7 protein-coding genes are annotated in these 11871 nt (G+C 38.1%); all 7 read left to right on the top strand.

All coding sequences use genetic code 11. From position 1 onward, the window contains the following. Positions 1 to 165 precede the first annotated feature (165 nt). The 7 genes from ACXM0J_RS07275 (at position 166) to ACXM0J_RS07245 (ending at position 11814) form a co-directional block, all read left to right on the top strand. Positions 166 to 1473, top strand: coding sequence for a dicarboxylate/amino acid:cation symporter (locus ACXM0J_RS07275; protein WP_033849763.1), 1308 nt, complete (start codon positions 166 to 168; stop codon positions 1471 to 1473). A 682-nt stretch (positions 1474 to 2155) separates the two neighbouring features. Next, positions 2156 to 3223 (top strand): type II asparaginase, encoded by a 1068-nt coding sequence (locus ACXM0J_RS07270; protein WP_086264505.1) that lies wholly within the window; start codon positions 2156 to 2158, stop codon positions 3221 to 3223. A 198-nt stretch (positions 3224 to 3421) separates the two neighbouring features. Beyond that, entirely contained in the window at positions 3422 to 6985 is a 3564-nt protein-coding gene (dnaE, locus tag ACXM0J_RS07265; protein ID WP_033849760.1) for a DNA polymerase III subunit alpha, read from the top strand. 14 nt (positions 6986 to 6999) lie between these two features. Then, positions 7000 to 7839 carry an RNA methyltransferase gene (locus ACXM0J_RS07260; RefSeq protein WP_005069717.1) on the top strand — a complete coding sequence of 280 codons (840 nt, stop codon included), beginning with the start codon at positions 7000 to 7002 and terminating at the stop codon, positions 7837 to 7839. Further along, a complete protein-coding gene (gene cysE, locus ACXM0J_RS07255) occupies positions 7832 to 8644 on the top strand; it encodes a serine O-acetyltransferase (RefSeq protein ID WP_086264503.1) in 813 nt (270 codons plus the stop codon). Before ACXM0J_RS07260 ends, cysE begins: the two co-directional genes overlap by 8 nt. A 105-nt stretch (positions 8645 to 8749) precedes the next feature. Continuing rightward, positions 8750 to 9691, top strand: coding sequence for an ABUW_2363 family tetratricopeptide repeat lipoprotein (locus ACXM0J_RS07250; RefSeq protein WP_033849758.1), 942 nt, complete (start codon positions 8750 to 8752; stop codon positions 9689 to 9691). Positions 9692 to 9807: 116 nt separating this feature from the next. After that, positions 9808 to 11814, top strand: coding sequence for an esterase/lipase family protein (locus ACXM0J_RS07245; protein WP_033849756.1), 2007 nt, complete (start codon positions 9808 to 9810; stop codon positions 11812 to 11814). The last annotated feature ends 57 nt before the right edge of the window (positions 11815 to 11871 follow it).

Here is an 11871-nt window from a genome sequence, read left to right as displayed (position 1 = left end):
CAACAATCCATCTCCATAACAACATCGCCATATTCAATTCGGTTAAAACAGATACAAATCTAGGAAGATAACATCGTTAGAACGACCGGACTGAACTAACAAGGAAAGCTTTCGATCATCCAACTCCCATCAAAGGATGATTGAATCAAATGGATAGAGGTTCACATGAAGCAAAAGAAATTGCTCAAGTATATTGTTGTTGCTATTTTACTTGGCATACTGACAGGTTGGATTTGTCACCACTTCTTTAATGAAGGTGAACAACTGAAGCAAATCGCTTCTTATCTCAACATACCTACAGATATCTTTTTACGCCTTATCAAAATGATTATTGCTCCATTGGTATTTGCCACAATTGTTTCAGGCATTGTATCAATGGGGAAATCTACATCAATCGGCAGTATCACCCTTAAATCAATGACTTGGTTTATTACTGCTTCATTCGTATCGCTTGCTATTGGTATGGGTTTGGCAAACTTTTTCCAACCTGGTGCAGCTTTAGATTTAGTATTACCAACTGCACAACAACTGAGTAGTTCCTCTGTCCCAGCGACTACTGGTTTCACTCTACAATCATTTTTAAGCCATGTTTTCCCACGCAGTATTGCCGAAGCAATGGCAAACAATGATATTTTGCAAGTGCTTGTTTTCTCTATTTTCTTTGGCTCAGCCCTTGCTTTTGTAAATCAAGGCAAAGAAAAAGATTCTGTTATCATTCGTTTGACTGATGAACTCAGCAAGATCATGTTCCGCATTACCGATTACGTCATGATGTTTGCACCTGTTGCAGTATTTGCAGCAATCGCTTCAGCAATTACAGTACAAGGTTTAGGCTTGATTGTTGACTATGGCATTTTAATCGCAGAGTTCTACTTCGGTCTTTTATTACTGTGGATCATCTTATTCTCTGTAGGTGCAATCGTACTTAAAAAAGATATTTTCCGCTTAGGTAAATTAATTCGTGAACCTGTAACCCTTGCTTTTGCTACAGCTTCAAGTGAATCAGCTTATCCTAAAGTTATGGATGCACTAAATAAATTTGGTGTGCCTAAAAAAGTAACGAGCTTTGTATTACCTTTAGGTTATTCATTCAACCTAGATGGTTCAATGATGTACACCACATTTGCAGTGCTCTTTATTGCTCAAGCTTACAATATTGATCTTAGCTTCACTCAGCAAGTCTTAATTTTGTTAACTCTAATGGTGACAAGTAAAGGTATTGCTGGTGTTTCACGAGCTTCAATTGTGGTTATTTCAGCAACACTCACTATGTTCCATTTACCTGAAGCCGGAATTCTCTTATTACTCGGTATCGATCAATTCCTTGATATGGGCCGTACTGCAACAAACGTAGTAGGTAACAGTATTGCTACCGCAGTTGTTGCCAAGCTTGAAGGCGATAAAGTAGCTGATACTGAAGAACTACCAGAGCCAGTATTAATTAAATCAACTCAAGAACAAACGACCGCATAAGTTTCTCTTTTCTCCCACTCTCCCAACTTAAGAGCAATTTTATATGACCTTATAAAATTGCTCTTTTTTTATTCTAAAATTAAACAATAAAAATTTGTCAGTATTTCTATATTAAATAGTAGGCCAATAATAACTATTAGCCCTATTAAATTTCTTCAATCAAAACCTTAAAAATAGAATAAAATCTACACAAATAAAATTTATACCTTAAAAAATAAAAATCAAATGACTAAATCTTAATTCAGCTTACTAAGACTTATTCACATTAAACTATTGATATTATTATTCAGCTTAAATAAAAAAACATTTCCATTAATTTAAATTCAGACTATCCAATTAAAAATCAATATATTGCATATATAAAGCAATAAACAAGAACTGAAACCACTCTATTATTTTTTAATTTTATAAAGATTAATAAATCATTTTATTTACTTATCTTAAAAAATAAACAAATCGAGATAAATTAGAAAAACTTAATAGATTTTTTATTTTATTCATGTTATTTATTAGCGCTAAATAAAAGCAATGACTAAGCAATTGTTGGTGAAACAAAATGCTATTCAGGGATGCTTTTTATTCAAACAAGTTTGGAATATGTCTTACATGGTATGTATTTTGCTTAGGAAAAGCACACATATTCGACAAACTTTTACTTCGTCACTTCATAAGGATATTTTCGATGTTGACTAAAACTGTTAAATCTTTAGGTTTAGCGATGGGCTTATTAGCCTGCTCTCTCCCACTTTATGCAAAAAATAATGTTGTCGTAGTTGCCACTGGCGGTACTATCGCTGGTGCTGGCGCAAGCTCGGCAAATAGTGCAACTTATACTGCTGCAAAAGTTCCTGTTGATACCCTAATTAACGCAGTTCCACAAATCAAAGATTTGGCAAATGTAACTGGTATTCAAGCTTTACAAATCGCTTCTGAGAGTATTACTGATAAGGAATTATTAGAAATTGCTCGTCAAGTGAATGAGCTTGTTAAAAAGCCATCTGTTAATGGTGTCGTAATTACACACGGTACAGATACTTTAGAAGAAACAGCATTTTTCTTAAATTTGGTTATTCATACTGATAAACCGATTGTACTTGTTGGCTCAATGCGTCCTTCAACTGCTCTTTCAGCTGATGGACCACTTAACCTTTATAGTGCAGTTGCTTTAGCAGCTTCTGATGATGCAAAAAATAAAGGCGTTATGGTTCTTATGAACGACTCTATTTTTGCTGCACGTGATGTAACTAAAGGTATTAATATTCATACAAATGCTTTTGTTAGCCAATGGGGCGCTTTAGGTACATTAGTTGAAGGCAAACCATACTGGTTCAGACAGTCTGTAAAACGTCATACAAATGCTTCAGAATTTAATATTGAAAATATTAAAGGCGATGCACTTCCAACTGTACAGATCGTTTATGGTTCGGACTCTATGCTTCCAGATGCATATGAAGCTTATGCAAAAGCTGGTGCTAAAGCGATCATTAATGCAGGTACTGGTAACGGTTCTATACCAAAATATATCGTACCAACCTTACAAAATCTTCACGACAAAAACGGTATTCAAATTATCCGTTCATCACGTGTCGCACAAGGTTTCGTATTACGTGATGCAGAACAACCTGACTCTAAATATGGTTGGGTAGCAGCACATGATTTAAACCCTCAAAAAGCGCGTCTTCTTGCAGCTTTAGCTCTTACTAAGACGAATGACACGAAAGAAATTCAGCGCATGTTCTGGCAGTACTAAGTTTTTCAACCAACCCAAACACAAAGTTTGGGTTGGCTCTATTTCTTAAAAATAAGCTCTTTCATATTAAATCTGTACAATAGATGTTCAAATGATTCTTGTTAAATAATAAAATCCATAACAGTTTGCCAAAATATTAAGCATTTCCTTTTAACTTTGCGTGCTAAACTATGCTTCGGTCGCATTAAGGATTGGTTTATGCAGTTTGTTCATCTCGGTATTTATACAGAATTTTCGATTACAGAGTCGATAGTTCGCATACCTGACTTGGTCAATGCTGCGGTTAAAGACCAAATGCCTGCGCTGGCATTAACCGATCTATCAAACCTTCATGCCGCCGTAAAATTCTATAATTCCTGTTTAAAAAAAGGAATTAAACCGCTTTTAGGTAGCACAATCCGCCTTGACGATGCTCAACATCGTGCAACTTTACTTGCAATGAGTAATGTAGGCTGGAAAAGTCTCACCGAAATCGTTTCACGCGGTTTTATTGAAGGTCAACAACTTAGTATTCCATGTGTAAAAAAAGAATGGGTACTTGAACAGCATCAAGATATTATTGTTTTACTTGGCCAACATAGTGATGTGGGTCAGATGCTTTGCTCATCTAACCCTCAAAAAGCCGCTCCCCTTTTAGAAGCATGGATCGAAAAATTTGGTAACCGTGTTTATCTGGCTTTAACACGTACCGATCGTCCCGGTGAAGAAGACTTTATTCAAGAAGCCGCTAAACTTGCTGCTCAATATAATGTGGGTGTAGTTGCACATAATGATGTGCACTTTGTAGAAAAAGAAGATTTTGAAGCTCACGAAGCACGTGTTTGTATTGCTGATGGCTATGTATTAGCAGACGACCGTCGTCCACGCTTATATAGTCCTGAGCAACATTTTAAAACATCCGATGAAATGATCGAGTTGTTTTCAGATATCCCTAGTGCTATCGAAAATACCTATAACATTGCAAAACGCTGTAATGTTAGCCTACAACTTGGCACCTACTTTTTACCTGACTATCCAATTCCAGATGGTTTCACCATCGACACTTACTTTGAGCATTTGTCTAAAGTAGGTTTAGAAGAACGTTTAGATTATCTCTACCCTGTCGAAAAACGTGGCGAAGATTGGCCTGAAATTCGTAAACCTTACGATGAACGAATTGATTACGAAGTCGGCATTATCCTAAAAATGGGATTCCCAGGTTACTTCCTTATCGTCATGGACTTCATCCAGTGGGCAAAAAATAATGGCGTTCCGGTAGGACCAGGCCGTGGTTCAGGTGCGGGTTCACTCGTTGCCTATAGCTTAAAAATTACTGACCTTGATCCTCTTCGTTACGATCTACTTTTCGAACGTTTCTTAAACCCAGAACGTGTTTCGATGCCCGACTTTGATGTCGACTTCTGTATTGCTGGACGTGACCGCGTTATTGATTATGTTTCACGTACTTATGGCCGTGAAGCCGTGTCGCAAATTGCAACTTTCGGTACGATGGCGGCAAAAGGTGCAATTCGCGACGTTGCCCGTGTATTAGGTAAATCTTACGGTTTAGCTGACCGTATCTCAAAAATGGTACCTACTAAACCGCTCGGTGTGGACTTAGCCACTGCTATCGAGATGGAACCTCAGCTTAAAGATATCGTTACCAATCCATCTAACCCAGATAATGATGATGCGAGTGAAATCTGGGAAATGGCATTAAAACTAGAAGGTATCACCCGAAATACCGGTAAACATGCCGGTGGTGTTGTTATTGCACCCGGTAAGATTACCGATTTCTCAGCTGTGCTTTGTGATGAAGATGGAACCAGCCGTGTTGCTCAATATGATAAAGACGATGTAGAAGCAGCAGGTCTCGTCAAATTCGACTTCTTGGGTTTACGTAACTTAACCGTTATTGAAGACGCAATTCAAAATATTAATAAAAATCGCGATAGTAATGATCCGCTCATTATTTCGCATGTTCCACTTGATGATGCTAAAGCCTATTCTGTCTTTGCCGATGCAAATACAACAGCGGTATTCCAGTTTGAATCCGTCGGCATGAAACGAATGCTCAAAGAAGCACGTCCAAGTAAATTTGAAGAGATTATTGCGTTCGTATCATTGTACCGTCCTGGTCCAATGGATCTTATTCCTGACTTTATTCACCGTATGCATGGTGGAGATTTTGAATATCTTCACCCACTTCTTGAAGGTGTATTAGAGCCAACTTACGGGATTATGGTTTACCAAGAACAGGTGATGCAGACTGCACAGATCTGTGCGGGTTATACGCTTGGTGGCGCGGACTTACTACGTCGTGCAATGGGTAAAAAGAAACCTGAGGAGATGGTTAAGCAGCGCCAAATTTTCTTGGCAGGTGCTGCAGAAAAAGGAATTGATGAAAGTACAGCCAACCATATCTTTGACTATATGGAAAAGTTCGCAGGCTATGGTTTCAACAAATCTCACGCCGCAGCTTATGCACTAGTAGCCTACCATACCGCATGGTTAAAAGCACATTATCCTGCTGAGTTTATGGCAGCAGTAATGTCATCGGAAATGCAGAACACCGACAGTGTTGTATTTTTAATTGATGACTGCCGAAATAATGGCCTAGAAGTTTTACCACCATCAGTCAATATGTCGACTTATCATTTCCATGCGAGCGATGATAAAACTATTGTGTATGGTTTAGGTGCAATTAAAGGCGTTGGCGAACAAGCGATGCAGTCAGTTATTGACTCTCGTCGACAATTTGGTCCTTATACAGATCTATTCGATTTTTGCCATCGTATTGATTTGAAGAAAATCAATAAGCGTACTCTTGAAGCTTTAATTCGTGCAGGTGCACTCGATTGCTTAGGAATTGAACGCGCAAGCTTAATGGCGCAATTACCTGAAGCTGTTCAAGCTGCCGAACAAGCGCGCAGTAACCGTGAAAGCGGTATTATGGATTTATTTGGTGAGGTTGAAGAAGTTCAGCGTAAGCCAGCTAAACCTGTTAAACCGTGGAGTGATGAAGTTCGTCTAAAAGGCGAAAAAGACACGCTTGGCCTATATCTCACTGGTCACCCAATTGATGTTTACCGACAAGAACTTAAAGCTTTTATCCCTGTGAAACTTAATGAAATTACGGCTACACGTCGTGGTGTTACAACAGTCTATGCAGGTTTAGTCATTGACGTCGCAAACTTCCCAAATCGGGTAGTTATTGTACTAGATGACGGTACAGCTCGTATTGAAGTAAGTTGCAACCATGAACGTTTCCAACGTTTTAAAGATATTATTCAAGTTGAACGTGTTGTTGTCTTTGAAGGCGAAATTTATGAAAGAGAAGGCTTTGAACGTCCGATGGGCCGTTTAACTAAGGCTTTTACTTTAAATGAAATACGACAAAAACGTGCTAACAGTATTCAGATCAAATTAACAGAAGAGTTTATGCAAGCCACTTTGGCAAAAGATTTACAAAACATAATCTTGCCATTTTGCAATGTAGATATGCATCAACATATCACTCTACAGCTACAGATTGATCAACCTTATGCTCAAGCCGAGCTTCAACTTGGTCCACAATGGAAAGTTGCTCCTCTCGATGAATTACTTGCTAAACTCAGAGATTATTTTGGTAAAGATAATATTTACATTGAATATCAAGTAAAGTCGAAAGCAGCTAAAGCAGCAGAACCTACTCGTCCGCAAACCGTTGCTTCCCCTCCCGCGGACATGACTATGGACGATGCATTGGATTTATACCAAAGCGAAGTTTCTCAATATTCGTAATTTCTGGAAATCTTATGAGTTCGTTTGATCACAACACTGTGTCAAAACAATTAGCACAAGTGCGTATTGTCATGGTAAATACTACGTTGCCAGCTAATATTGGCAGTGCTTTACGTGCCATGAAAACGATGGGGCTAATTAAATTAGTTCTTGTTGCACCAAAAACATATCCCCACCCAGACATACAAGCGCTTGCTGCTGGTGCCCAAGATTTATTTGAACATCTTGAGATTGTCGATACTTTAGAAGATGCTATTAAAGATTGCCATTTAGTATTTGGAACAAGTGCACGTAGCCGTACTATTCCTTGGCCTTTACTTGACGTACGGCCTGCTGCCAAAGAAGCTATTAAGGCCACTACTCAAGGGCAACAGATTGCGATTGTTTTTGGACGCGAAGACCGTGGTTTAACCAACGAAGAATTAGCGCTGGCAAATTATCATTTAACCATTCCTGTCAATCCTGACTATGGCGTATTAAATGTTGCGCAAGCGATTCAAGTTGTATGTTACGAGCTTCGCATGTCTGCTCTAGAACAACAAAACGTGGATCAAGATGCAGATGAAATGCCATTAGTGCAAGGCCAAAGCATGCAATGGGATGAGCCTCTGGTTACTCAGCAACAAATGGAAGAGTTTTATCCTCATCTAGAGAAAATGCTGACTGAAATTGAATTTTTAGATCCAGATAATCCACGTTTATTACCTTTACGCTTGCGTCGTTTATTTGGTCGTATACAATTAGATCGTATGGAATATCATTTACTTCGCGGTATTTTTAGTCGTGTACAAGCCCTAACCAGTGGTAAATGGAAAAAGACATTATCTGACAAGGAGGATCAACCCAATGCTTAAACAGCTGAAAGAAGATATAAAGGCTGTATTTGCGCGAGATCCTGCTGCCCGCAATACTCTCGAAGTTCTCACGACCTATCCTGGCATTCATGCGATCATGATGCATCGTGTTGCTCATGAATTATGGCAAAAAGATTGTAAAGGTGCTGCTCGCCTTCTTTCTTCATTTAGTCGTTTTGCAACAGGCATTGAAATTCACCCAGGTGCCAAAATCGGTAAACGTTTTTTTATTGATCATGGCATGGGTGTTGTGATTGGTGAAACTGCTGAAATTGGTGATGATGTTACGCTTTATCATGGTGTGACCTTAGGTGGTACAACATGGAAGACTGGCAAACGTCACCCAACTTTAGAAGATGGTGTGGTTGTTGGTGCTGGTGCAAAAATTTTAGGTCCATTTACAGTTGGTAAAGGCGCTAAAGTCGGTTCAAATGCTGTAGTGACTAAAGCAGTCCCTGCTGGTGTGACCGCTGTAGGAAACCCTGCTCGCTATATTTATAAAGATGCCACCGACAAGAATAAAGATGAAGAACGTCGTCGTGATTATGCACAAAGTATTGGCTTTGCCCCATATGCGACAACTGCTGATCAGTCAGACCCTATTTTAGAAGGTATGCGTGTTTTACTTGATCGTATTCAGCACAACGAAACACGTATGAATAATTTATGCCAGCGTTTATCAGTGCTAGATCCGAGCTTCAAAAAAGAAAGTCAGGATGAACAGCCTTTTAGCGATGAAGAACTAAAAATTATTGAAGAAGTTCGTCGTGAATGCGGTGCGCAAGATAAGACATCAAAAACGTAATATTCTTGATTCATACTGTAACAAGCTTACCCTTGCATGTCTGTTTAGCTTTTCCTAGACTTACCTGTACCAAATCTGACTTTACTAAAATGAACGGAAGATCCTATGAATTTTAAGCCTTTGGCATATATAATCCTTGCGACCTCAAGTTTAACTGCTTGTACAATGGCACCCGTAAAAGAACAAAAAATTGAGCCTTTTGTTTTCAAGGAACCAGAGCTTACTCCTCCTTTTTATGCGCTAAACCCTTTTAACTATGATCAGCCGCCAGCATTTGAAGTTGCATTAAAAGAAGCTGCTGCACAGCCTGTAACGAAAATGGTGGTTAATCGTCAAGATGACCCAACCAAACAGCTTACTCTCGACGTAAATAAACTGATTGTTCCGACTGTCAATAATTCACAACGTTCAATGAAATACGCAGTTTTAGCTGGTGAAAATGAAATTGACGTGACTACTATTGATGACTTTTTACAATTAGTAGAAGGTAAAGCACGTCACTACCCACCTCGCTTTACCGACCGTCAAGAACGTAAAGGCTTTGAAAGTAAACTCAAAGAAGTTACACAGCAACTTGATACACTTGCTGCAAATCCAAATGCATCTTTTGATATTCTAATTCGTGCTTTTAAAGCAAGTGTTCTTGCACGTAACCTTGATTTAGGTACTGTTCATACAACTAAATCTTTAGAATATGCTCAAAGACTTTTGAAAATTAGTCCAGATGACGCAGAAACAAATTTCTGGTTCGGTTTTGGTTTATCTGAAGGTGGTGGCCAACGTGAAGCCATTCCATATTTAGACAAAGCCATTAAAGGTAATGTTCAAGAAGCATATTTAGCTGCTGCAAATAATTATATTGCGATGGAGCAGAAGAAAAATGCTATCCAGACGCTCAAGAATTATAAAGTTAAATATCCAGATGAAGCTGAAATTGCGGATCGTTTAATTCAAGAAATTGAAAAACAAGGTCGTTGGAACGTATGGCAAGTTTTAACTAACCCAGCAATGTCAGCAACAACTTCTACAGCTACACCTAAAAAATAAACTTAATGCTATAAAAAAGGGCTGATTTGACAGCCCTTTTTTATATTTGATCATTTGAAAAATATCTTAAAATTTGTATGATCTACCTACCATTGAGCCACTATATTTTGACCATAATGTTTTCAATAAAAAGAAGCAAAATACAGTTGACGGTCATACTACTCGGTTCAATTCTGAGTGGTTGTCAAGTCGTAAATGTTAAACAGCAAGATTTGAATGTAACTATTGCTAATGAACGTAATAGTATTCTCACGCAAGACAAACTCAGCGAAGCGAGCCTGAATGTTTTATCCATGTCTGGTCAAGAAGCTAAAGTTTGTACAGATAAGCCAGAGATTTGCGTAAATCAACTCAAAAATCTTCCCCAAATTGTAGATGAGCAATTCTTATCAGCTGCAAGTGAAATGTATTTGGCAAAAGCTATGGCTTTATCAAATACATCTGATTGTAAAACAAGTAGATTTACTAAGCATAAGTCTGAAGAAGAACAAAAGAATATCCAGAATAGATATGATGATTGTTTAGATCAGCAATTGAGTTTATTGGATAAAAGTATTCGCTATAGCTACGCGTATTTGTTTTCAACAAAACGTCAGCCTAATGACCGTATTTTTGATAATAGACAAGTTCAAATTCGCGATTTCTATAATCAAGCCATAGCAAAAATGGTGAGTATTTATGATTTAAGATACCCACAAAAAAATGTTGTTGAACCGCAAATTCATATTGGTAAAAGTGTTTACTCAATTGATTTTGAATTTCATAAACAACTATCAGGCCAAAAATTAGAAAAATTAATTTCGAGTTATAACTTAAATTTTTCAGGCTTAAGAACCATTAACCGCCGTGATGGTTTTGGATCTGAATTTGTTGCTGTTTTTCCTAGCTCAGGAAAAGAAGATATTAATGAATATATTTTAGATCCACTTAAATACAATTACAAAAATGGTGTTAATCCAAATATTCATCATGCACGCTACTTAGCTGCGACTATTGTCGCTGAACCCAAACATGCGACTACCATCGAAGAAATCATTAATAATCCAGAATTCGTGATCCGAGTTTATGATCCTTATCGAACAGATAATATTAATGTAGCGGGGAAACAATATCCTCTAGCTGCTAACTTTTCTGCGCCTTACGGTCTATGGTTGGCCGAAAATAATTTAGGGGTCGCAGCTTATTTAACTCTGATTGACCGCGATCAGCATTTAACTATGCCACATCTCTACATGCTTGAACCATACAATCCCAATAAGAAAATTATTGTGTTAGTACATGGCTTAGCCAGTAGTCCCGAAGCGTGGATTGCACTCACCAATGATGTTATGGGCGATACGGTTTTAAGAGATAATTATCAAGTTTGGCAAGTTTTTTATTCGACTAACATGCCAATTTTAGAAAGCCGTTTCCAGATTTATGCTCTGCTTAAACAAGCTTTTAGTTCACTAAACCCAAGTGACCCTGCCGCACATGATGCTGTTCTTGTTGGACATAGCATGGGAGGCATTATCAGCCGTTTACTGGTCAGTGATGGAGATATTACTAAACCTGCCTTAGAGTTAATGACGATCCGTCAGCAAAACCGCTTTAAAAAACATCCAATGGTCACTGAACGATTGCAAATGCATTCGATCAATAATTTTGATCGTGCGATCTTCTTGGCTTCCCCTCATCGCGGTACAGATTATGCTGATCGCTGGTTTACTTTAGCAGCGCGTAAAATTATTCGTTTACCCGGTGCATTTTTGTCGGCTGTTGCCACGTCACTAACAACCGAAAATTTAGATGTTAAGGATTTCTTGAGTAATATTGATAATGGTTTGATTCAAAATGGACCAAGCGATTTAAGTCATCAATCTAAATTTATGGAGCTGACTAAAAATATTAATCCACACCAAGGATTAGTTTTCCATTCAATTATGGGAAATATTACTAAGAGTGATGATCCAAATGTGATTACCGATGGTATCGTCCCATACAAAAGTGCTCACTTAGACGGAGCAAAGTCTGAGAAAGTTCTTCCAGGTGGTCATTCCATCCAGCTTACACCTCAAGCTGTATTAGAATTGCGCCGTATTTTACGAGAACATTTAGTCGAACACGGTTTATATAAACCATAAAATAAAAAAGAGCCAAAGGGTATCCTTTGGCTCTTTCGTTTTGGGATTAAATTTTAT

This window comes from Acinetobacter sp. GRABPA_MV_2 (assembly GCF_056725885.1).
The sequence above is the reverse complement of the archived record's forward strand: the minus strand, read 5'-3'. Positions and strand labels throughout refer to the sequence as shown.